Genomic DNA, 23209 nt, shown 5'->3' on the forward strand with positions numbered 1-23209 from the left:
TCGTTAGACGATACGGCGTGCGGTGACCACCATGTCGGGGCGCAGCGGCGTGTAGGACACCGGCGTACCCGACTGCACCGCATTCAGCAGCTTGTTGTCGCCGGCGTAGATGCCGACGTGACCGCCGCCGTTGGTGATGACGATGTCACCCGGCTGCAGGTCGTGGTAGGCGACCGGAGCGCCGACGTGCGACTGCTCGAAGCTGGTGCGGGGGAGTTCGACACCCGCCTGCCGGAACGCCCACTGGACGAGGCCGGAGCAGTCGAAAGCGCGGGGACCCGCAGCGCCCCAGGAGTACTGGGCGCCGACCTTGGTCCTGGCCGCGTCGAGGGCGATATCGCCCGCGGTGTTCTGCTGCTGACCGAACAGTCCCGGCAGCATCGGCGCGAAATTGGGAGCCTGCGGAGCGACCGCCTGCGGGGCAGGGGCGGCGGGAGCGGCCGCGAGCGCCTGCTGAATCTGCTGGTTGAGCTGCTGGACCGGCTGTTCCCATTCCTGCGGAACATCGAAGTTGCCGACACCGGGAACGTTGATGGTCGCGGCCATGGCCGGAATCGCGGGCATGGCGCCGGTCGCGGCTACCGCACCCATGACTATCGCACCCTTGACGGAATTCGGTACCCGAGAATCCCGCTGCAAGCTGTGTTTACCCACCGAGCTACGTCTCCGATCTTGCTGCTCTTCCGCCGACCGGGTTAGCTGACGGGTTCGGGCCGGGAGAGCGGCCCTACCTCGCGACCGAAATGGCCGCAAGGATTCACCCCAGACGAACCTGTGGGTCCCCGGCACGACAGTCGAGACCGGTTGGCCCCGACAGCCGTTTAGGCGGTAACTAGTGGCGCCGTTTCTCTTACGAAGCGACTGGTTCCACTAAGTCACGAGAAGATTACGGTGCCGACGCGATGTTGTCCAGCGCACAGAGCTGCGACTTTTCCAGCACCGGCGGACCCGCTACCCGATCGGCGGAAAACGGTCGGGCGCCTCGGGTCACGAACCGATCTCGTCGCGCGGCGATAGATCACCGAACGGGCAACGCCCTTCCGGGTACCGGCGCGGCACTCAGGATCGAGCGCCGTACACCGCGCGCTCGAGCTCATCGATCCTGCGGCGCGCTTCGGCCAGTTCGACCTCGAGCTTGCCCAGCGCCATGACCAGCGGACCGACCGCGAGATCGGCCACCAGTTGGGGATCGTCGTAGCCGCGTTCGATCGCGACGAGGATGTTGGACCGGATGCGCTGGGCCACCGTGGCGCCGGCCGGAACGTTCCAGGACCCGACCACTTCGGCGATACCGGCGGCCGTGGGTTCGTCGGACATGCCCCTCCGTTCCCGCGCGCCGTGACGCGCGACCATTCTGGCGAACCGCCACCGGCCTGAAGAACCGACGGCGAGAGCCATAGTGCAATACCGGCCGCTAAGGCTCTCTAGGACGCGCCGTAGATGTGCCCAGATTATCCGGACGAAACGCGCTACGGTGTCGGGGCATGGACCCCGTGCGCAATCCGTATGCCCCCGGCGCGGGACAGCGCCCGCCCGAATTGGCCGGGCGCGACAAGCAACTCACGGCTTTCGACATCGTGCTCGAACGCGTGGCACGCGGCCGCCCGGAACGCAGCGTCGTGCTCACCGGCCTGCGCGGGGTGGGAAAGACGGTGCTGCTCAATCAACTTCGTTCGGCGGCGATATCGCGCGGCTGGGGCACCGGCAAGATCGAAGCGCGACCGGACCAGGAACTGCGCCGCCCGCTGTCCTCGGCGCTGCACATGGCGGCGCGGGCGATCGCCACGTCGCACCGCAATCCGGAACGGGTGGACGATTTCCTGGGCATCCTCAAGGCTTTCGCGTTGCGGGCCACCGCGGACAAGGGCATGCGGGAACGCTGGCAGCCAGGCATCGACGTGCCCGCGGTGAGCGGCCGGGCCGATTCCGGCGACATCGAGATCGACCTGGTGGAACTGCTGGTCGAGGCCGCGGCGCTGGCCGGCGACATCGGCGTCGGCATCGCGATCTTCATCGACGAGATGCAGGATCTCGGGCCCGCGGACATCTCGGCGATCTGCGGCGCGTGCCACGAACTGAGCCAGGACGCCGCGCCGCTGATCGTGGTCGGCGCGGGTCTGCCGCATCTGCCCGCCGTGCTGTCGGCCTCGAAGAGCTACTCAGAGCGACTATTCAGCTATCACCGCATCGATCGGTTGGACCGGGAGTCGGCGGACCAGGCGCTGATCGCGCCCGCCCAGCGCGAAGACGTGAAATTCACCGACGACGCGCTGGACGCGCTGTACCGCAAGGCCGATGGCTACCCGTATTTCGTTCAGGCGTACGGCAAAGCCACCTGGGATCAGGCGCCCGAGAGCCCGATCACGGCCGAGGATGTCGAGGTGGCCTCGCCCGCTGCCGAAGAGGAGTTGGCCGTCGGGTTCTTCGGTTCCCGTTACGATCGGGCAACACCGGCCGAACGGGAGTACATGCGCGCCATGGCCGACCTGTCCGGCGACGACGGCCCGGTGGCGACCGCGGCCGTGGCCAACGAACTCGGCCGGAAACCGGCCTCGCTCTCACCCGCCCGCGACGGCCTGATCAAGAAGGGTCTCATCTACTCCGCCGAGCGCGGCACGATCGGCTTCACCGTGCCGCACTTCGGGCGCTATCTGCGCTCGGTCTGACCGCCGCCCGGCCGAGCAGCGATGAATTGCTCGGTATGCGTCTGTCTTCCAAGATCACTAGATATTCGTAGATATCCGTCGAGCAGCAGGGCTACCGGTGGGTAACAAACCCTCCTACACTCGGATGTGACCCTGATCACGTCCGAGGGAGGACATCATGGCGACAGCCGCGAAAGTCGACGCCACCGAAGAGCAGGCCCGCGCACTGGTCGAGGAGTCCCGTGAAACGAGCTGGGCCAAGCCGTCGTTCGCCAAGGAGATGTTCCTGGGACGGTTCCGGCTCGACCTGATCCACCCGTACCCCCAGCCGGGGCCGGAGGACGCCGAGCGGACCGAGGCGTTCCTGACCCGGCTGCGGACGCTGTGCGAGTCCATGGACGGCTCGGTGATCGAAGCGGAGGGCCGGATACCGGAGGAATACGTGAAGGGCCTGGCCGAACTCGGCTGCTTCGGCCTGAAGATCCCACAATCGTATGGTGGCCAGGGGCTTTCCCAGTTCGGCTACAACCGCGCGCTGATGATGGTCGGCTCGACGCATCCGAGTCTGGGCGTCCTGCTCTCGGCGCACCAGTCCATCGGCGTGCCCGAACCGCTCAAGCTGGCGGGCACCGACGAGCAGAAGGCCGAGTTCCTGCCGCGCTGCGCGGCCGGTGCGGTCAGCGCGTTCCTGCTCACCGAGCCCGATGTCGGCTCCGACCCGGCGAGGATGGCCAGCACCGCGATGCCGACCGAGGACGGTGAGGCCTACGTGCTCAACGGCGTGAAGCTGTGGACCACCAACGGCGTGGTCGCCGAACTGCTGGTGGTGATGGCCCGGGTGCCCAAGAGCGAGGGGCATCGCGGCGGCATCTCGGCCTTCGTGGTCGAGGCCGATTCACCGGGCATCACCGTGGAGCGGCGCAACTCCTTCATGGGCCTGCGCGGCATCGAGAACGGCCTGACCCGGATGCACGACGTCCGGGTGCCGAAGCGCAACCTGATCGGACGGGAGGGTGACGGGCTCAAGATCGCGCTCACCACGCTGAACGCGGGCAGGCTCGCCATCCCCGCGTTGTGCACCGCCGCCGCCAAATGGTCGCTGAAGATCGCGCGGGAGTGGAGCACCCAGCGTGTGCAGTGGGGCAGGCCCGTCGGCGAGCACGCCGCCGTGGGACAGAAGATCTCGTTCATCGCGGCCACGACGTTCGCGCTGGAAGCGGCACTCGACCTGTCGGCCAGCATGTCCGACGAGGGGCGCAACGACATCCGCATCGAAGCGGCGCTGGCCAAGCTGTGGGCCAGCGAGATGAGCTGTCAGATCGCCGACGAACTCGTGCAGATCCGCGGCGGCCGCGGCTACGAGACGGCGGCCTCGCTAGCCGCGCGGGGCGAGCGGGCCGTCCCCGCCGAGCAGCTGGTGCGCGACCTGCGGATCAACCGCATCTTCGAGGGCTCCAGCGAGATCATGCGGCTGCTGATCGCCCGGGAGATGGCCGACGCCCACATGGCGGCCGCGGGCGCGCTGGTCGACCGGAAGGCCGAGTTCAAGGACAAGGCGAAAGCGGCGGTCGGCGCGACGGGGTTCTACGCCAAGTGGTTCCCGCAGCTGGCGGTGGGAGCGGGTACCGTTCCCGCGGCCTACACCGAGTTCGGGGTGCTGGCCCGGCACCTGCGGTTCATCGAGCGCAGTGCGCGCAAACAGGCCCGGTCGCTGATGTACGCGATGGGCCGCTGGCAGGCGGGCTTGGAATACCGGCAGAATTTCCTGGGCCGGATCGTCGACATCGGCGCCGAGCTGTTCGCCATGTCGGCCGCCTGCATGCGAGCCGAGGCATTGCGCGCCGCCGACGCGCCGGAGAGCAAGGCGGCCGAGGAGCTGGCCGACACCTTCTGCAGGCAGGCGCGGCTGCGCGTGCGCAAGCTGTTCGACGCGCTGTGGGAGAACACCGATGACGACGACCGCACGCTCACTCGCGGCGTGCTCGACGGCCGCTACCAATGGCTGGAGGACGGCGTGCTCGATCCGAGCGAGGGGACCGGGCCGTGGATCGCGGAGTGGCAGATGGGCCCCTCGACCGAGGAGAACCTCTTGCGCCCGTTCCTGCCTTCGACGCGCACCCGTGCGGAGGCTTGACCCACGCCGATTGCGCATTATCAACCAGTCTCGGGTTTCTACTAGAAAGCCGCAGATTCGCCCCGCGACCCGAGCGGGGCGAAGCCTGCACGGACTCTGGGCCAGGGAAATCTAAAGGAATCTACTGTCTGAGCTATTGCCCCGTAGATTTTTCGGACGAACGCGGGGGCGACTACTGGATCGACCGGCAGCCTCAGTTGGGCAACGTGTCCATAACGGCAGGTGTGGCGCGTTAACGAGATGGAAATTCAGCTCGACAACCGGGCAAGAAGCGCCTGCCGGGCGCCTCGCCTCAGGAGAGCGTCATGTCCTCGACCATCGCCCGCCGCGCCGCCGATCACGACGGCCACCGCGTCACGGTGTCGGCCGCGGACGGTGTCCCCCTCGCGGTGCGCGTCTTCGGCACCGAGGAAGCCCCCGCGACCGTCGTCTTCGTCCACGGCCACTGCCTGCACACCGAATCCTGGTCCTACCTGCGCGACCACCTGCTGCAACGGTGGGGAAGCGACACCAGGATGGTGTTCTACGACCACCGGGGCCACGGCGCATCCGGAGCGGCGCATCCGTCGACGTACACCATCGAGCAGCTCGCCCACGACCTGGAGACCGTGCTGCGGACGGTGGCGCCGGCCGGGCCGGTGATCCTGGTCGGCCACTCCATGGGCGCGATGGTGGTGCTCGCCTACGCCCGGCTCCACCCGGAGACCATCGGCACCCGCATCGCCGGAGTCGGACTGCTCGCCGGCGCGGCCAACGCGATCACCGAGGTCGGGCTCGCGCGCCTGCTGAACCGGCGGACGGTGACCTCGTTGCAAGCCGCCGTCACCCGCGCTCCGCGTGCGATGCGGGCGTCCCAGCGCCTGACCCGTCGCCTGTGCGCGCCGTTGCTTCGCGAAGCCGGCTTCGGGACCGGAAAGGTGAACCCGAGAATGGCCGCGCTGGCCACCGCGATGCTGAACGACACGCCCCTGCTCACCATGGCGGGCTTCCTGCACTCGCTGATCACCTTCGACGAGACGGCGGCACTGCACCGCCTCGGGGCCATTCCCGCGCTGGTGCTGGCGGGCTCGGCGGACCTCATCGTGCCGTTCGCGCACTCGGTGGCGCTGGCCTCCCAGCTGGCCGGTGCCGAGCTGGTGCGCCTGGAAGGCGCTGGTCACAGCGTGATGCTCGAGCGGGCCGAGGAGGTCGCGCTGTCCATTGCCGCGCTCGTCGAACGCGCCTTCACCACGGTGCCCTCCCACACCGGCTACGCCGCCGCCGGCTGACCTTCGGCAATCGGACGGCAACTATCGGATTTCGACCTGATACGAGCCACCGGCGGATTCTTTCGGTACTGTGTTAAAGATCACGTTGTGTGGTGGGTCACACAGCTCGGTGTTGCGCGGTCCAAGGCAGACGGGCAACCGCGCGCCACGGCACCGAGTTCGCATGCCCGCCAGGGAATTCAGGAGGATCGATGACTCGCAGCGAATTCGCGGAACTACGCTACGCGGTCGGCCAGCTCCGGCAATCCATCGGCGTACTGCGCACCCAGTTCGGCGACGCCAGCACGGTGCGCCGGTTGGAGAACGATCTCGAGCGCCTCGTCATCGACGCCGACGAACTCGAGCAGTCCCCGCCGCCGGAGGTGCAACGCCGCCCCCAGGACGTCATCTACGTACCGGACAGCAAGTCCGACGAGGCCGCCTGGATGGGTGCGCAGGACGAAGGGCTCGGCTTCCACTCCCGGCCACGGACGAAGTAACCCGGATGGGCGGCACGCGCCGCCCATCCCGGTGCGCTCCGGGCCAGGGGCCCCACCGCCCGGGTCGGCGACGAGCGCAGCGCTGCGCCCTGGGGTGACGAGCCCCATCCCGCAACAGCTGGGCCTGCGGCGACCACCGACGCGCACACACCGAGGCGCCCGGGACCGCGGATGATCTCCGAGCTCCAGCGCACCATCGGCGCGCGCCGCGCATGCCGCGGTCCCGTGAATTGCCACGGCGGCGACGCACAGAGGCGCGGTGGCCGCACTCGACAGGGTTCTCCGAAGCCATCGCAGTCGGGCCGAGTAACGCAACCGCGGCTTTGGTCGTTATGGCCGCCGGACGATCGTTCATGCTCCCCCGGGTGCGCGTGGAGCCGGACACGCAGAGCCCAAACCGGCCCAGCCGCCAGCCCCACAAAGCTCGCCTCGCTCCGTAGCAGCGCCCTTCGGCCACGTGCCTCCGCGCTGACCAGCCACGCCGTTCGAATTCAGAACGGGCCCGATCCGCCCCGCCTCGGTCGCCTGCCGGTTTCACTCGAAACTCGTTCCGCTCGAGTCGAGTTCGAAAAGTCCGGTTGGCCCGCTACCCGGCGCAAGCAATCAGGCGGCACACCGCTATGTGGCGCAAATCATACGGTTGACCTTGGGGCGGGTTTGTCGAGACCCCGCTCGATCAATAGCGGACGTGTCGTATGGTGCTCAGCATCACATTCGATTGCGGAGGTAACGATGACCACCCGCACACAAGATCAGCGAGGCATCCACCTGTGAGTGCCGCACCGACCGCCGCCCCGGAAGAGGGCACCGGCGTTTTCAGCAGAACAAGGGCCCGGATCTCGGAACGCACATTGCGCACCGACCGATGGTGGATCCCCCCACTGGTCACGGTGCTCGGCCTGGGCGCGTTCCTTGTCTACGGCTTGATCAGATCGTATGTGCGCACGGCATATTGGGTTCCGGACTACCACTACCTGACACCCTTCTATTCGCCGTGCCTGAGCACCTCGTGCGTGGCAGGTTCGAGCCATTTCGGGACGCCGTTCGGTGAGCTGCCCGCGATACTGCCACTCGGCTTCGTGGTGCTGCCCTTCCTGCTCGGCTTCCGCCTGACCTGCTACTACTACCGCAAGGCCTACTACCGGTCGGTGTGGTTCTCCCCGCCCGCCTGCGCCGTGGCCGAGCCGCACGCCAAGTACACCGGCGAGACCAGGCTGCCGCTGATCGTCCAGAACGCCCACCGCTACTTCTTCTATGTGGCCTTGGTGGTTTCGGTGATCAACACCTACGACGCCATCGTCGCGTTCCACGGCAAATCCGGCGGCTTCGGCTTCGGCCTCGGCAATATCGTGCTGCTCGGCAACGTCATCCTGCTCTGGGCATACACGCTGTCCTGCCACTCGTGCAGGCATATCGCCGGCGGACGGTTGAAGAACTTCTCCGCGCATCCGGTGCGCTACTGGTTCTGGACTCAGGTCTCCAAGCTGAACACCCGGCACATGACGCTGGCCTGGACCACCCTCGGCACCCTCGTGCTGACCGACTTCTACGTCATGTTGGTGGCCAGCAACACGATTTCGGACCTGCGGTTCATCGACTGACCGCCTCATCGAGGAGTTTCTCTGCATGGCAGAAGTGGAACGGCACAACTACGACGTCGTCGTGATCGGAGCGGGCGGCGCCGGACTGCGCGCGGTCATCGAAGCCAGAGAGCACGGGCTTTCGGTGGCGGTGGTGTGCAAATCGCTGTTCGGCAAGGCCCACACCGTGATGGCCGAAGGCGGCTGCGCGGCGTCGATGGGCAACGCCAACGAGAAGGACAACTGGCAGGTTCATTTCCGCGACACGATGCGGGGCGGCAAGTTCCTCAACAACTGGCGCATGGCCGAATTGCACGCGCAGGAATCGCCCGACCGGGTGTGGGAACTGGAAACCTACGGCGCGCTGTTCGACCGCACCGCGGACGGCCGCATCAGCCAGCGCAATTTCGGTGGTCACACATACCCGCGGCTCGCGCACGTCGGTGACCGGACCGGCCTCGAGATCATCCGCACCATGCAGCAGAAGATCGTCTCGCTGCAGCAGGAGGATTTCGCCGAGACCGGCGACTACGAAAAGCGCATCAAGGTCTTCGCCGAGTGCACCATCACCGAATTGCTCAAGGACGGCGACCGCATCTCCGGCGCGTTCGGCTACTGGCGCGAATCCGGCCGCTTCATCCTGTTCGAGACCCCCGCGGTGGTGCTGGCGACCGGTGGCATCGGCAAGTCGTACAAGGTGACCTCGAACTCCTGGGAGTACACCGGCGACGGCCACGCACTGGCGCTGCGCGCGGGCGCGACGCTGATCAACATGGAGTTCCTGCAGTTCCACCCGACCGGCATGGTCTGGCCGCCCAGCGTGAAGGGCATCCTGGTCACCGAGGGCGTGCGCGGTGACGGCGGGGTGCTGAAGAACACCGAGGGCAAGCGGTTCATGTTCGACTACATTCCGCCGGTCTTCAAAGGGCAGTACGCCGAGACCGAGGAAGAGGCCGACCAATGGCTGCGGGACAACGATTCCGCACGCCGCACGCCGGATCTACTGCCGCGCGACGAAGTCGCCCGCGCGATCAACGAAGAAGTGAAGGCCGGACGTGGCACCGAACACGGTGGCGTCTATCTGGACATCGCCTCCCGGATGCCAGCCGACGAGATCGTGCGGCGGCTGCCTTCGATGCACCACCAGTTCAAAGAACTCGCGGACGTGGACATCACCAAGGAGCCGATGGAGGTCGGGCCGACCTGTCACTACGTGATGGGCGGCGTCGAGGTCGATCCGGACACCGGTGCGGCCACGGTGCCCGGGCTGTTCGCCGCGGGCGAGTGCTCCGGCGGCATGCACGGGTCGAATCGGCTGGGCGGTAACTCGCTGTCGGACCTGCTGGTGTTCGGTCGCCGGGCCGGACTGGGCGCCGCCGCCTATGTGGAACAACTCGGCGCGCGGCCGTCGGTCTCGGACGACGACGTCTCGAAGGCCGCGAAGGCCGCGGTAGCGCCGTTCGATCCGCCCACCGACGGCAAGGGGGAGAACCCCTACACCTTGCACACCGATCTGCAGCAGACGATGAACGACCTGGTAGGCATCATCCGCAAGGAGCACGAGGTCCGCGAGGCGATCGACAAGCTCAGCGAGCTACGCGCGCGATTCCGTCACGTGACGGTGGAGGGTCATCGCCAGTTCAATCCCGGCTGGCATCTGGCGCTCGACCTGCAGAACATGCTGTTGGTCAGCGAATGCGTGGCACACGCGGCGCTGTTGCGGACCGAGAGCCGCGGCGGGCACACCAGGGACGACCACCCCTCGATGGATCCGGATTGGCGAAACAAGCTGTTGGTCTGCGCCGCGGACCCGGGCACGATCGGTGACCCGATCCCCGACGTCACGGTCACGCGCAAGGAACAACAACCGATGCGCTCGGACCTGCTCGCCCTCTTCGATCTCGGCGAGCTCGAAAAGTATTACACCCCGGACGAACTCGCCGGGCACCCGGCTGCGGCCGGGAATTCGACGGAGCGAGAGGCGTAACGATGGGTTACGACGCCAAATTCCGCGTGTGGCGCGGCGATCTCGACGGCGGAGAACTGCACGATTTCACCGTGCTGGTGAACGAGGGCGAGGTGGTGCTCGACATCATCCACCGGCTACAGGCCACGCAGGCGCCCGACCTGGCGGTGCGCTGGAACTGTAAGGCGGGCAAGTGCGGTTCTTGTTCGGCCGAGGTGAACGGGCGGCCGCGTCTGCTGTGCATGACACGAATGTCCACCTTCGGCCAGGACGAAGTGATCACGGTGACGCCGATGCGCACGTTCCCGGTGATCAAGGACCTCGTGACGGACGTGTCGTTCAATTACGAAAAGGCGCGACAGATACCGTCTTTCACGCCGCCCGCCGATCTCAAACCGGGCGAGTACCGGATGAAGCAGGTCGACGTGGAGCGCTCGCAGGAATTCCGCAAATGCATCGAGTGCTTCCTGTGCCAGGACACCTGTCACGTGGTGCGTGACCACGAGGAGAACAAGACCGCGTTCGCGGGACCGCGCTATTTGATGCGGATCACCGAATTGGAGATGCATCCGCTGGACGTCGGCGATCGGACCGAGCTCGCCCAGGACGAGCAGGGGCTCGGCCTGTGCAACATCACCAAGTGCTGCACCGAGGTCTGCCCGGAACATATCAAGATCACCGACAACGCCCTGATTCCGTTGAAGGAACGAGTGGCCGATCGCAAATACGACCCGGTGGTTTGGTTGGGCAACAAACTGTTCCGCCGCTAGGCCACAGAGACGACCGGCCGGGACGATTCCCGGCCGGTCGGCGCACCCTTATAGTATTGCCACTACACCGAGGGCGACGATCCACACCAGCAGGCCGACGAGCAGCGCCGATAACAGCGAGTTGGTGAGGACGAAGACCCCGACCGCCGACACCGCGAACAACAGTGCGACGATCAGCCATTCCACCCAATCGTCCGGAAACAATTTCTTGTACCGGGGATGGGAGCTCTTGAGCCCTCGGTCCACGAATAGTGGGCTACCCGTAATTCAGCTGCGGCAAACGTCTTTTCGTTGTCGAATATCTGTCATTTCGTGATCTTCGAGAGCGCCCTACCGCGGCCGATCGAACTCGCCGTCGTGCACCCCGGCCGTGAAAGCGGCCCACTCTCCGGGGGTGAAGACCAGCACCGGCCCGTCTGGGTCCTTCCCGTTGCGCAGGCCGACGTGCCCGTCGGCGAGCAGTGCCACCTCCACGCTGTCATCGCCCGGACCTTCTCCGGCCTTGCGCCACGTGGCGCCGGTCAGGTCGATGTTCGCGTTGCCTTGAATGCTCACGAATTGGACTCCTTCGCTGTCTGCCGGGGCAGACGTGTACGGACCGAGAATCCAGCACAACTGCTGGACGCATTCACGCGCGCCCGATAGTACCGCCGCTGACCGGCACTGTCGGGCGAACAACGAGGCCGGATGATCGGGCCGGTGACACCGGCCCGCCAGACGATTCCGGCGCAATACTCAGCGGATCACAAGCTCTCAGCGGCGGCGCTGCACCGGCTCGGCCCACGCGCGGATAGCCGCGACCACCACCCGGCCGGAAGGGCGAAACCGGTTGCGCGGCGGCACGATCCACCGGCGGATGGCGCCGACCGACGCGGTGGGAGACGGCAACGCGATCGTCGATCCGGTGCGGGAGACCGAGACGTCCAGCCGAAACAACTCCGCGAACAGTCGCGTATCGCTTTCGGGCAGGTCCGGCGCGATCAGGAAGGTCCACCGGTTCGAGCGCGGGTGCGCCAGGATCGGGCCGAGCCGAACGCTCTTGCTCTGCATGTGTGCCTTGACCGCCTGCCCCAGGCTGCTCGGCATGGTCAACGCCCAGACCGATCCGGCGCGCATCATGATGCGGCCGAGTTCTGGTGGGTCGACAACGGCGGGCAGGTCACATTCCCGCCGATAGAACTGACATCTGGACCGTGGTGTATCTCCAAGTGGCCTCTGCTCCACCGACAACCCCCTGCAGTTGTGTGGTTCGACAATTAGGTGCGCGCCATACCGAAAGCCCCTGCGATCCGACTGCGCCCCCGCTCGTGCCGAGATGCATACGGAGATGGTGCTACCTTCAGTTTCGCGTTGCCACCGCCCGGATCAAGCGATAAAGACAGTGCAAAAGTGGGGAAAATACGTTTGAGCCGGGACGTATGTGAAAGCTGTGACTCAGCGCCGGCTGTGGTCGGTGAGCGGAGTGCGGGGGCCGAACTTCGGTTTGTGGAATTGGCCGCTGATTTCGAGCAGGCGGATCGCCCGGTAGCGATGCGGGCGCAGCGGTTCCAGATATTCGACCATCGCCTCGTCGTCCATCGGACGGCCGAGCAGGGTCCAGCCGACCGCGGCGGCGAGGTGGTAATCGCCGACCGAGAGCGCGTCCGCGTCGCCGAAGGCCCGCTGCGCGATCTCCGCGGCGGTCCACACCCCGATTCCGGGGACACTGCACAGCATGCGCGCCGCCTCGGCCGGATCGACCCGCGCCGCACGTTCCAGCGACTCGGCGAGCCGCGCCGCGCGCACGATGGTCTGCGCGCGCTGTGGTCCCACATTGGCCCGGTGGTACACCCAGGAGGGGATGCGCCGCCAGGTATCGGCGTCCGGCGGCAGCAGCATCCCTTCCGGCGCGGGGCCCGGCGCGGGTTCGCCGAACCGCCGCACCAACTTCCGCCACGACGCGCGTGCGGAGATGGTGTGCACTTTCTGCTCCAGCACGGCGGGCACCAAAGCTTCGAAGACCAGACCCGTGCGCAACATGCGCAGTCCGGGGAAGCGGCGATGGGCGTCGACGAGCTTCGGATGAGCGGGGAGAAACGCCGAGACGTCCTCGTCCAGACAGAGCATGTGCTCGATACCGTCGAGGAATTCCGCCGCGCCCGGCCCCCACGCACGCGCCTGTACCGCGCACGGGCCGGACTGGGTCAATCGGTAGGTGACCGGCCCGGTCGGCAAACGGGAGGCGTGCCAGTGCGCGCCGTCGCCGGTCACTCGATGGCACGGATCTCCGGTGCCGCGGCCGAGCGGCGCGACGGTGCACGCCAGATCGATCGGACGATCCGTGATCACGGTCCGGCTCGCTCCCGGCTCGACCGTCACGCTGCGCACCCGCATCATTCTGCCCGGTGCGGCGCGCGGGGGCGCCTCCCCCTCGACCCGCGTGCCGCGGATTATTATCCGAGACACACCATAAGGCTTTTCATACCATTTGCGCATAATCGAAGTTCTCGCAGTCCGATGTAACAACAGGCGATTCACGACGATATCGATCTCGATCGGCAAATAGCTGGCAGAAGCCATTACGGAGGTTATGGAGATGATCACCAATCTGCTCAACTGGCTGCTCAATGCCTGGGGTGGGGTTTTCGCGGGCAGCTCGGGTTACCAGATCCCTCCCGGCATCCTGCCGTTCGGTAGCTGAACCGCGCGAAGGTCAGCGACCCGAGAGGAACTGCACGATATGCCACGCCTGTCGTCCGGCCAGGGCAGCGGCCTGGGTGCGACAGGAGATGCCGTCGGCGAGGAGGATCGCGTCCTCGCCCGCGGCGCGCAACGCGGGCAACATGCCGTTCTCGGCCACCGCCACCGAAATGTCGTAGTGGCCCGCCTGCATTCCGAAGTTTCCCGCCAGACCGCAGCATCCGGTGATTTCCGTCACCCGCACTCCCATACTGGCTAATAATTGGCGATCTATATCGAATCCGAGAATCGCGTGCTGGTGACAATGCGGCTGGACCACCACGGATTGTCCGGTTCGCGTCGGCGGGCGCCAGGTCGGCTGTTCGGCGAGGAACTCGGCGAGGGTGCGCACCGCGGCCGCGGTCGGTGCGGCTCTCGGGTCGTCCGGCAATAGTTCGGTCAGGTCGCCACGCAGGACCGCGGTGCAGGACGGTTCCAACCCGACGACCAGACCACCTGATCGGACGTGGTCTTCCAGCGCCGTCAAGGTGGCCCGCAACCGCGCACGGGCGCCGTCGAGCTGCCCGGTGCTGATCCAGGTGAGACCGCAGCAGACGCGGCGCTCGGGGATCTGGACGCGGTAGCCCAATGTCGTCAGCAGCCGGGCCGCGGCCAGCGCGATCTCCGGATCGAACGCGTCGGTGAAGGTATCGATCCACAGCATCACCTCGCCGGAACCACCCGCCCCGGGCGGTACCTCGGGCGCATAGGACGACTCGGCAAGCAGTGCGCCCTGGTCCAAGTCGCGCCAGATCCGGCGGAAGCTGCGCTGTGCCAGGCGCGGGACGTTCCGCCGCGGATCCATCCCCGCCGCTCGTAAACCGGCCCGGCGCAGCGTGTCCCGGCCGGCCAGCGCGTTGACCACGCGCGGCAGCCGGGCGGCCACGGACAACCACCGGGGCAGCCAGCCCAGCGAGTAGTGATCGATGGGGCGCAGCCGATGACGGTAGCGCCGATACAGCGTCTCCGACTTGTAGGTGGCCATGTCCACGCCCGCCGGGCAGTCCTTCTGGCACGCCCGGCAGGACAGGCACAGGTCCAGCGACTCGGCCACCGCATCCGAGGACCAGGGCAGCGCGCCGCGCACCACCTCCTGCAGAATCCTCGCGCGGCCGCGCGTGCTGTCCTTCTCATCCCGGGTGGCCAGATAGGACGGGCACATGAAACCGCCGTCGGCCCGGCATTTGCCGACGCCGACGCAGCGATGGACCGCGACGCCCACGTCGCCGCCGTCTTCGGCGAACGCGTAACCGGTCGACGGCCGTACCCGCGGTAGTCCGGCCAGCCGCAGGTCGGCGTCGATCGGACGCGGTGCGACGAGCACACCCGGATTCAGGACGTCACCGGGATCGAACAGCGCCTTGTACCCGGCGAAGACGTCGAGCACCGCGGGGGAGTACATCACCGAAAGCAGTTCCGAGCGGGCTCGGCCGTCGCCGTGCTCGCCGGAGAGCGAACCGCCGTGCCGGACGACCAACTCCGCGGCGTCGAGGAGGAAAGCGCGGAAACGGCGCGGCGCGTCGGTGATCGGGAGATCGAGGCGGACGTGGATGCAGCCGTCGCCGATGTGCCCGTACAGCAGCCCGTCGACGCCGTGGTCGTGGGTCAGCGCGGCGAAATCACGCAGGTAGGCGCCGAGGCGCGCGGGTGGGACCGCCGCGTCCTCCCACCCTGGCCAGGCCGGCTGCCCATCGGGCGTGCGACCGGCGAGCCCGGCGCCATCGGCCCGGATCCGCCAGAGCGCGGCGGCGGTGCCGGGATCGGTGACGATCCGGGTGTCCACCGCGCCTGCCGTCCGGCACAGCCGCTGTGCGGCGGCCAGCGCGTCGGCCTTTGTCTCGCCCGCCGTCTCCACGAAAAGCCAACCGCCGCCACGCGGCAGGTCGGGAACCAGTCCCCGATGCGCGCGGACCACGTCGACCAGCCGCGCGTCGATGCCCTCCACCGCGATCGGCGCGCAGGCCAGCACGGCGGCGACGTCGTCGGCCGCGGTGGCGATGTCCGGGTAGCCGAGCACCGTCAGCACGGTGGCCGCGGGCAACCCGACCAGCTCGACAGTCGCGTCCAGCAGCAGGCCGCAGGTGCCCTCGCTGCCGACGAATGCCTTCGCCGCCGACGCGCCACGTTCGGGCAGCAGGTGTTCCAAGCCGTAGCCGGAGGCCTGCCGGTCGAAGCGCCCGAGATCGGTACGCAGTACCGCGAGATTCGCCCGGCTGAATTCCGCGAGACCCGGGACCGCGGACAGGTCGGCGGCCAGGGTGCGTTCGGCGCCGGTGCCGTCGAGGACGCGTAACGCGCGCACGGTGTCGGAGGTGCGGCCCCACGCGACGGCGCGCGGTCCGCAGGCGTTGTTGCCGATCATGCCGCCGAGCGTGCAGCGATTCTGCGTCGATGGGTCCGGTCCGAAGCGCAGGCCGTGCGGGCGAGCCGCGCGCTGCAACTCCGAGAGCACCACGCCGGGCTGCACAATGGCGACCCGCGCGGCCGGATCGATCGTGACGATCCGATTCATGTGCCTGCTGAAGTCGAGCACCAGCCCGGAGCCGATCGCGTTGCCCGCCACCGATGTTCCCGCGCCACGAGCGGTGACCGGCAGTCCGTGGTCCCGGGCGAACTCCAGGGTGTTCGCCACGTCCTCGTCGCCGCGGGGGAAGACGACCGCGGCCGGGACAACCCGATAGTTCGACGCGTCCGAGGAGTACTCCGCACGACGCCGCTCGGAGGTGTCGACCTCACCCGCGAGCGTGCCGCGCAGTGCCGCCATCCGGTTCTCGGTCACCACGTAAGCCTAGGTGGGGTTTTCCGGGGCGGAGGCCCGGACCGCGGCCGGTTTTCGCTGTCGGCGGAAACGGCGAACATCCGGAATCAGCTTGAACTCAACCATTGTTCAGGTCTTAGTGTCGGTGGCCAGGTCTTTGATGAGTGGGGGAGCGAGAGGGAGAACAACGTGAGCATCGAATCCGTGGCGTGGAGCCAGATGTACCGGCGGGCGAACGCGCCGCAGGAACAGCGGCCGTTCCGCCGCGCCACCGCCGAGCGCATCATCCGGTTCGCCGCTCCGCACCGCCGGAGGATCGCCTCGTTCCTGCTGTTCAGCGTCGTGTCCGCGGTGCTCGCCGTGGCGACGCCGGTGCTCGCGGGCCGGGTGGTCAACGACATCGTGGGCGGCGCCGCGCCACGGGTGGTGATCATCCTCGCGCTGGTGATCGGCGCGCTGGCGGTGTTCGACGCGGGGCTCGGGCTGGCGATCCGGTGGATGTCGGCGCGGATCGGTGAGGGGCTCATCCTCGACCTGCGCACCGCCGTGTTCGACCACGTGCAGAAGATGCCGGTCGCGTTCTTCACCCGGACCAGGACCGGCGCGCTGGTCAGCCGCTTGAACAACGACGTCATCGGCGCCCAGCGCGCGTTCAGCGACACGCTGTCCGGCGTGGTGGCGAACCTGGTGACCCTCGCGCTGACGCTCGGCGTGATGGTCAGCATCTCGTGGCAGATCACGCTGCTCGCGCTGCTGCTGCTCCCGGTGTTCGTGATCCCGGCGCGCCACATGGGCAACCGGCTGGCCCAGATGCAGCGGGAAGCGGCCGGGTTGAACGCGGCGATGAGCACGCAGATGACCGAGCGGTTCTCCGCGCCGGGCGCGACGCTGGTCAAGCTCTTCGGCCGTCCGCAGCAGGAGTCCGGCGAATTCGCCCTGCGGGCGCGCCGGGTACGGGACATCGGCGTGCGCACCGCGATGTTGCAGACCGTCTTCGTCACCTCGCTCACGCTGGTGTCCGCGCTGGCGATCGCGCTGGTGTACGGGCTCGGCGGCTGGTACGCGCTGCGCGGGCAGCTGGACGCGGGCGCGGTCGTGTCGCTGTCGTTGCTGTTGACCAGGCTCTACACGCCGCTGACCGCGCTGGCCAGCGCCCGGATGGAGATCATGTCCGCGCTGGTGAGCTTCGAGCGCGTCTTCGAAGTGCTCGACCTGAAACCGCTGATCGAGGAGGCGCCGGGCGCGCGAGCGGTTCCGGCGGGTCCGGTGGCGGTGGAGCTGGACGGGGTGAGCTTCGGCTACCCGTCGGCCGACAAGGTGTCGCTGGCCTCGCTGGAGGACGTGGCGACTCTGGACACCCGCGGTGGCGTGGAGGTGCTGCACAACGTGTCGCTGCGCGCCGAGCCCGGGCAGCTGGTCGCGCTGGTCGGTTCGTCCGGCGCGGGCAAGTCGACCATCGCGCAGCTGGTCTCCCGGCTCTACGACGTCGACGGTGGCGCGGTCCGGTTGAACGGCGCCGACGTGCGCGAACTGACCACCCGCTCGCTCCGCGAGACGGTCGGACTCGTCACCCAGGACGGGCACCTGTTCCACGACACCATCCGGGCCAACCTGCTGCTCGCCCGGCCGGAGGCCGCCGAGGACGAGCTGTGGGACGCGCTGGAACGGGCCCGGCTGCGCGAGCTGGTCGCGTCGTTGCCGGACGGGCTGGACACCGTGGTCGGCGAGCGCGGCTACCGGCTCTCCGGCGGTGAGCGCCAGCGTCTGACCATCGCGCGCCTGCTGCTCAAGCAGCCGCGCGTGGTGATCCTGGACGAGGCGACCGCGTCGCTGGACTCCACCTCGGAGGCCGCCGTGCAGGAGGCGCTGGCCGAAGCGCTGGAAGGCCGGACCGCGCTGGTGATCGCACACCGGCTGTCCACCATCCGCGCGGCCGACCAGATCCTCGTGCTGGAGGAGGGCCGCATCGTGGAGCGCGGTACGCACACGCAGCTGCTGGCCGCCGACGGCCGCTACGCGGAGCTGTACCGCACCCAGTTCGCCGAGGAGCCGGTCACCGCGGCGGCCTGACCCGCCGTTCGGCTAGCTCGCCGTCTGATCCGCCGTACAGGTGGTGTCGGTGTCCGGCAGCGCCCCCGCACCGAAGTAGGCGTTGATCGCGTCGTTCACGCAGCTGCTCAACTCGGGCCGGAATGTCATGTGGATGCGGACATCTTGCAGGGTGACCAGGCGCGACTCGGACATGTACTGGTGCAGTCGCACGGCGTGGGCATAGGGAGTGCGCGGATCTCCCGTCGCCTGGACTATGAGCGCGGGCACCGCGTTGCGGACCACGGTCGGCGCTTCGACCGGCCGAGGCCAGAAGGCGCACGGTTGGATGTTGCCCGCCAGCGCGCCGAAGACCGGTTGCGTGGCCCTGGTCTGTTCGATGTTGCGCCAGTACCAGGTGGGATCGATCGGTGCGCCGACGTCACCGCAGGCGATCTGCGCCAGGACGGAGTTCTCGTTGTCCCGCAGCGCCTGCACGATGGCGCGCAACCGGGGCGTGCGCGCGGTCGTCGGCGGGCCGCCCGCGTCATCGGCGATCTCACGCACCGTCGCGGCCAACGGCTCGTTCAGCCGGAAGTTCGTCAACAAGGCGTGCAGGATGAACGGAAACCAGTGGTCATCGATCGCGAACCCATCGATCACGACCGGTTGACGGGCGACGACGCGAACCAGCTCCTCGACCGTCGCCCGCACCTGCCGCGGCGTCGCGCCGAGCCGGAACTCGTCGTCGCGGGCCGCGGCCCACACCGCCCAATCGTCCAGCGCGATCTCGTCCGCGGGACCCCAGTCCTGCACCAAGCCCGTCCAGTACCGGTCCGGATCGATCGCGCTGTCGAGCACGATCCGATCGCCGCGCTCCGGGAACATCTGGGTGAACACCGCGCCGAGGTACGTGCCGTAGGACAAGCCATAGAAGTTGATCTTCTGCTCGCCCAGGGCGGCCCGGACGATATCGATGTCGCGCGCCGTGTTGCGAGTGGTCAACTGCCGCAGCATGATCGGATCCCGGATGACGCAGGCCGCGGCCATACCCGCGGACTGAACCGTGTCGTGCACGAAACCGAGCGGTTCCAGGCCCGCCGACCGGACCATCTCACCGACCGGCCACCCGCACCGCGGAGTCCGGCCGGACTCGCCGACCCCGCGCGGATCCATCCCGATCAGGTCGTGACTCGCCAGCACGTCCGGCGACAGCACGTCGCCGAGCAGGTCCACACTGTCCAGTCCCGGCCCGCCGGGACCGCCCGGGTTCGACAGCAGGACTCCCCGCCGCCGTGCCGGATCGCCCGCCTTCACCCGGGATATCGCGACGGTGATGGTGCGATCGCCGGGCTGCCCGTAGTCCAGCGGCACCAGGACGTCCGCGCACTCGCCGCCGGCCTTGTCCAGATTCTCGATACCGCACGGCTTCCACTCGAGTTGCTGACGATAGAACCGGTCCAAGCCCGCCGGGTACGCCTCCTGCACCGGATCGGCCTGACTGTAGGCGGGCACCGCCAGCAGTACGGACACCGCCATGACCGAAATCGAACGCCAGAACAGCTTCGCGGACAACAGACTTCGCCTCTCGACCGGAGCGAGCACGTGGGTGGATGCGGAAGAACCGTATCCGATCGGGGCTTCCAGTGGTGGCACCCCTTCCCGCGTGCGGCGTGATCGGAGATTCGAGTCAGATGTTCCGGCGTGCCTCTAACCCGTCCAGCACGCGGTCCAACCCGTAGCGGAACTTCCGCTCGCGCAGCTGTTCCGGGTCCTGGTCCCACTCTTCCTGCGCGACCCGCGGAAACTCCCGTGCCGCTTCTTCGGCGACGGGCCGCAACGCGGCCAGCCATTGCTTCTCCGTCTGCCCACTGCGGGCCAGCATGCTCAGATACGCCGCCTCGGAGATGCCGAGGCCGACCACGTAGCTGACGACGGTGCCGATGCCGTCGGCCGCCTCCGCGACGGGGAAGCCGCCCGCTTCGAACAGACCCACCATCCGGTCGTTGAGCCGCATCACGTTCGGCCCCAGATAGGACAGCCCGACCTGACCCAGGGTCGAGGCCATCCAGGGATGCCGGAGGATCATCGCGCGCAGGCTCCGCGCGCACTCCTGCGTCGCGGTGCGCCAGTTCGCCGGGTCATCGATCTCCGGAACGCTGATCTCGCCGTAGACTTCGTCGACCACCAGCTCGATCAACTCGTCGCGATTGGCCACGTGGCGGTAGAGCGACGTGGCGCCCGCGTTCAGGCGGGCGCCGAGCTGGCGCATGCTCAGCGCGTCCATGCCCTCCGCGTCCAGCAGCGCGACCGCCTCGGCCACGATCTGCTCCCTGGTCAGCGCCGGTTGTTCCCGGCCCCGGCGTGGGCGCGTCCACACCGATCCCACCTGCTGTTTGTCCGCGGGCATGGGCACTCCTTCCGTCGAGCGCCAGCCTAGCGCACAACGTTCGCTGATGCGCACACCCGTCTTTGACGCGTACAGCGTTCTCGTCGCCGAAGGCGGTCGCAGCGCGGATCCGGCGCCGGGAACCGAAGAAGCCCGTTACGGCAGCCCGGCGCGTACCGACATCGCTGGAACGCGGGTGACTGTCAGAATTCGCCCGCGACGCGGAGAACGGTTCGGCCCGAGTGCGTGCCTTTCCGGATGCCGTGCAGCACCTTCTCCGCGTCGGTGATCGGGGAGTGCTGCCGCAAGGCCGAAAGATGCTGCGGGCGCAGCTCTTTGCCGAGCTGCGACCACACCTCGCGGCGGCGCTCGATCGGGAGGTTGACCGAATCGATGCCCTCGAGGGCGACGCCGCGCAGGATGAACGGCATCACGGTGGTGGGCAGTTCGGAGCCGCCGGTGAGGCCGCTGGCCGCGACCACGCCGCCGTAGCCGATGGCGCTCAGCACGTAGGCGAGCGAAGCGCCGCCGACGCTGTCGAGGGCCGCGGCCCACCGCGCTTTGGTGAGCGGACGTGGCTTGGCGTCCGGGTCCTCCGGCAACCGCCCGATCACCTCGTTCGCGCCGATCTCGCTGAGCAGATCGGCCGCGTCGGTCTTACCGGTGGAAGCGATGACTTCGAAGCCGAGGCCGGACAGGATGTCGATGCTCACGCTGCCGACGCCGCCCGTCGCGCCCGTGACCAGCACCGGGCCCGCGTCCGGGGTGAGACCGCGCTCGAGCACGGCCAGCACGCTCAGAGCCGCGGTGAAACCCGCGGTGCCCAGCGTGGCGGCATCGCGCAGACTGAGGTCCTCCAGCTTGACCACCCATTCGGCGGGCACCCTGGCGTATTCGGCGAAACCGCCGTTGTGCGAGACGCCGATGTCGTATCCGTGCGCGATCACCGGGTCGCCGGGTGCGAAATCGTCGTCGGCGGACTCGACCACCTCGCCCACGAGATCGATCCCCGGCACGATCGGGTAGTTGCGGACCACCCCGCCGCCCTTGGTGATCGCCAGACCGTCTTTGTAGTTCGCGCTCGAGTAGTGCACTTTGATCGTCACGTCGCCCGGCCCGAGGAAATCCTCGCCGACCTGCTGCCGGGTGAGGACGATCCCGCTATCCGTTTCGTGTGCCACCATCGCCCAGAACTCCATGCGGACGAGCATACGAGGGTCCGGACCGGTCCGGGAGCTACTGCGGCAGGAGTTCCAACCGGACGCCGAGCAGACGAACCGGACGGTCGAGGTCGAAGCGGTCGACGATCCGCACTGCGGTCTCGGCGATGCGCGCGACATCGATCGTCGGTTCGGAAAGTTTCTCCTGCTTGCTGCGGGTGTAGAAGGTGTCGGTCCGCACCGTCACGCTGACGCGGGTACCGACCCGGCCCGCGGCGGCCATCTCCTCGGCGACCTCGGTAGCCAGCCGCGCGACCTGGGCGCGAATCTCGCCCGGATCGGTCAGATCGTGCGGGAAGGTCTCGGACTTGCTGCGGCCCACCGGAATTCGTGGTTCAGTGGTGACATCGGTATCGCCTTTGCCGTGGCCGAGCACCCACAGATACGGACCGGTGTTCGGCCCGAACTCCGCGGCCAGCCGATGCCGATCGGCCGCCATCAGATCGCCCACGGTCCGCACGCCGAGGTCGGCGAGGCGCGCGGCGATCCGATTGCCGATGCCCCAGAGCGCGCTCGTCGGACGATGGGCCATCACTTCGGTCCAGTTCGCGGCGGTGAGCCGGAAGACGCCCGCGGCGGCGCCCGGATCGGTGCCGGGTTCGGCCGACGTCTTGCCCGCGGACTTGGCGAACCCGGTGGCGAGCTTGGCGGTGAGCTTGTTGTCGCCGATGCCGATCGAGCAGGTCAGTTCGAGTCCGGCGATGGCGGCGCGCACCTGCCGCGCGAGAGCCTCCGGATCGTCGGTGTCGGCGGCCAGGAACGCTTCGTCCCAGCCCCACACCTCGACCCGCCCGGGAAACGTCCGCAGCAGCGCCATCACCTCGTCGGAGGCATCTTCGTAAGCGGTCATGTCCAAGGGAAGGAACACGCCCTCGGGGCACCTGCGCTGGGCGCTGCGCAGCGGCATGCCCGCGCGCACGCCGAACGCGCGCGCCGGATAGGACGCACAGGTCACCACCTTGCGCGGCTCGGTGGGATCGCCGTGGCCGCCGACGATGACCGGCAGTCCCCGCAGTTCGGGATGACGGCGGAACTCCACCGCCGCCTGGAACTGGTCGAGATCGACGTGCAACAGCCATCTGGCCACATGCCGTTCTTACTCCAGTGCTCCGGCATCCTGCCGCGATTCCGGTGCGATCGGCCCGGGACGACCTGCCCGCCTGATCGCGACCGGCGAATTGAGCGAACTGCGCGCCTGCATCCGCCGGAAGGGCGATCCACTCGGCCTTGCCACGGCGGGGAAAACAGAACTAA

General features: G+C 68.1%; 19 protein-coding genes and 1 riboswitch. Of the genes, 8 read left to right on the plus strand and 11 right to left on the minus strand.

What is annotated here, in order from left to right:
* Positions 1–3 precede the first annotated feature (3 nt).
* Complete coding sequence (locus LTT66_RS11415; RefSeq protein WP_181721409.1) at positions 4–591, minus strand: C40 family peptidase; 588 nt, start codon at positions 589–591, stop codon at positions 4–6.
* Positions 592–669: 78 nt separating this feature from the next.
* Positions 670–838, minus strand: a riboswitch (cyclic di-AMP (ydaO/yuaA leader).
* Positions 839–1059: 221 nt separating this feature from the next.
* Positions 1060–1317: a hypothetical protein gene (locus tag LTT66_RS11420; RefSeq protein ID WP_233066635.1), complete on the minus strand. Its 258-nt coding sequence runs from the start codon at positions 1315–1317 to the stop codon at positions 1060–1062.
* A gap of 167 nt (positions 1318–1484) precedes the next feature.
* On the opposite strand from LTT66_RS11420, the gene LTT66_RS11425 reads away from it, so the two are divergent.
* The 7 genes from LTT66_RS11425 (at position 1485) to LTT66_RS11455 (ending at position 10842) form a co-directional block, all read left to right on the plus strand.
* Positions 1485–2666 carry an ATP-binding protein gene (locus tag LTT66_RS11425; protein WP_233066637.1) on the plus strand — a complete coding sequence of 394 codons (1182 nt, stop codon included), beginning with the start codon at positions 1485–1487 and terminating at the stop codon, positions 2664–2666.
* A gap of 157 nt (positions 2667–2823) precedes the next feature.
* The gene (locus LTT66_RS11430) at positions 2824–4779 is read left to right on the plus strand and encodes an acyl-CoA dehydrogenase family protein (RefSeq protein WP_233066639.1); all 1956 of its coding nucleotides are present in this window, start codon (positions 2824–2826) and stop codon (positions 4777–4779) included.
* Between the two features lie 305 nt (positions 4780–5084).
* The gene (locus LTT66_RS11435) at positions 5085–6047 is read left to right on the plus strand and encodes an alpha/beta fold hydrolase (RefSeq protein WP_233066641.1); all 963 of its coding nucleotides are present in this window, start codon (positions 5085–5087) and stop codon (positions 6045–6047) included.
* A gap of 191 nt (positions 6048–6238) precedes the next feature.
* A complete protein-coding gene (locus LTT66_RS11440; protein WP_043700481.1) occupies positions 6239–6526 on the plus strand; it encodes a hypothetical protein in 288 nt (95 codons plus the stop codon).
* A 770-nt stretch (positions 6527–7296) separates the two neighbouring features.
* Positions 7297–8127, plus strand: coding sequence for a hypothetical protein (locus LTT66_RS11445; RefSeq protein ID WP_181721406.1), 831 nt, complete (start codon positions 7297–7299; stop codon positions 8125–8127).
* 25 nt (positions 8128–8152) lie between these two features.
* Positions 8153–10093, plus strand: coding sequence for a fumarate reductase/succinate dehydrogenase flavoprotein subunit (locus tag LTT66_RS11450; protein WP_233066643.1), 1941 nt, complete (start codon positions 8153–8155; stop codon positions 10091–10093).
* Between the two features lie 2 nt (positions 10094–10095).
* Positions 10096–10842 (plus strand): succinate dehydrogenase/fumarate reductase iron-sulfur subunit, encoded by a 747-nt coding sequence (locus LTT66_RS11455; protein ID WP_233066645.1) that lies wholly within the window; start codon positions 10096–10098, stop codon positions 10840–10842.
* A gap of 48 nt (positions 10843–10890) precedes the next feature.
* On the opposite strand, the gene LTT66_RS11460 is transcribed toward LTT66_RS11455, so the two are convergent.
* The 5 genes from LTT66_RS11460 to LTT66_RS11480 form a co-directional block, all read right to left on the minus strand.
* Complete coding sequence (locus LTT66_RS11460) at positions 10891–11028, minus strand: hypothetical protein (RefSeq protein ID WP_233066648.1); 138 nt, start codon at positions 11026–11028, stop codon at positions 10891–10893.
* Between the two features lie 144 nt (positions 11029–11172).
* Positions 11173–11397, minus strand: a complete 225-nt coding sequence (locus tag LTT66_RS11465) for a DUF397 domain-containing protein (protein WP_233066651.1) — start codon at positions 11395–11397, stop codon at positions 11173–11175.
* Positions 11398–11595: 198 nt separating this feature from the next.
* A complete protein-coding gene (locus LTT66_RS11470) occupies positions 11596–11928 on the minus strand; it encodes a DUF1616 domain-containing protein (RefSeq protein ID WP_227954530.1) in 333 nt (110 codons plus the stop codon).
* A gap of 348 nt (positions 11929–12276) precedes the next feature.
* Entirely contained in the window at positions 12277–13218 is a 942-nt protein-coding gene (locus LTT66_RS11475) for a DNA-3-methyladenine glycosylase family protein (RefSeq protein ID WP_408638838.1), read from the minus strand.
* A 316-nt stretch (positions 13219–13534) separates the two neighbouring features.
* Positions 13535–16324 (minus strand): FAD-binding and (Fe-S)-binding domain-containing protein, encoded by a 2790-nt coding sequence (locus LTT66_RS11480; RefSeq protein WP_408638839.1) that lies wholly within the window; start codon positions 16322–16324, stop codon positions 13535–13537.
* Between the two features lie 183 nt (positions 16325–16507).
* Here LTT66_RS11480 and LTT66_RS11485 point away from each other — a divergent pair, with 183 nt between their 5' ends.
* Complete coding sequence (locus LTT66_RS11485; RefSeq protein WP_233066657.1) at positions 16508–18388, plus strand: ABC transporter ATP-binding protein; 1881 nt, start codon at positions 16508–16510, stop codon at positions 18386–18388.
* A 12-nt stretch (positions 18389–18400) separates the two neighbouring features.
* On the opposite strand, the gene LTT66_RS11490 is transcribed toward LTT66_RS11485, so the two are convergent.
* The 4 genes from LTT66_RS11490 to LTT66_RS11505 all read right to left on the minus strand — a co-directional run bounded on the left by LTT66_RS11490 (position 18401) and on the right by LTT66_RS11505 (position 23042).
* Positions 18401–19885, minus strand: coding sequence for an alpha/beta fold hydrolase (locus tag LTT66_RS11490; protein WP_181721401.1), 1485 nt, complete (start codon positions 19883–19885; stop codon positions 18401–18403).
* Positions 19886–20036: 151 nt separating this feature from the next.
* Entirely contained in the window at positions 20037–20756 is a 720-nt protein-coding gene (locus LTT66_RS11495) for a TetR/AcrR family transcriptional regulator (RefSeq protein WP_233066659.1), read from the minus strand.
* A 182-nt stretch (positions 20757–20938) separates the two neighbouring features.
* Positions 20939–21934, minus strand: a complete 996-nt coding sequence (locus LTT66_RS11500) for an oxidoreductase (RefSeq protein WP_181721398.1) — start codon at positions 21932–21934, stop codon at positions 20939–20941.
* 37 nt (positions 21935–21971) lie between these two features.
* Positions 21972–23042 carry a DNA polymerase IV gene (locus LTT66_RS11505; protein ID WP_233066661.1) on the minus strand — a complete coding sequence of 357 codons (1071 nt, stop codon included), beginning with the start codon at positions 23040–23042 and terminating at the stop codon, positions 21972–21974.
* Positions 23043–23209 lie beyond the last annotated feature (167 nt).

The organism is Nocardia gipuzkoensis, assembly GCF_021183645.1.
Lineage (GTDB): Bacteria > Actinomycetota > Actinomycetes > Mycobacteriales > Mycobacteriaceae > Nocardia > Nocardia abscessus.